Raw genomic sequence first — 271 nt, 5'->3', positions numbered from 1 at the left:
CCTGCGGCGAGTTCGCCCTCCCGCAGGGCGTCCAGCTCGATCCGGAGGCGCTCGACTGCCTCGCCGACGCGTCCGGCGCCGGGGCGTCGGCCGAGCTCGCCTGGTCGACCCCCACGACGGAGGGCGACCCGATCGTGTCGTTCGCCTTCGTCGGGCCGGGAATCGACGGGGTCGAGACGTACCCGACCACCGCGTTCGACTCGTACGGCGGGGGAGTCGACGGCTCGTGGTCGGGAACCCTCTGCCCCGACCCGCGCCACGGACGTCGCGC

At 74.9% G+C, this 271-nt stretch carries 1 protein-coding gene; it reads left to right on the top strand.

Annotated features, from left to right (window positions below):
- Positions 1–271 (top strand): hypothetical protein (locus tag ACZ6JE_RS15225; protein ID WP_464319485.1); only part of this gene is annotated, 271 nt, incomplete at both ends.

This window comes from Frigoribacterium sp. AC759, from assembly GCF_979256015.1.
This window is presented reverse-complemented; position numbering and strand designations above follow the sequence as displayed.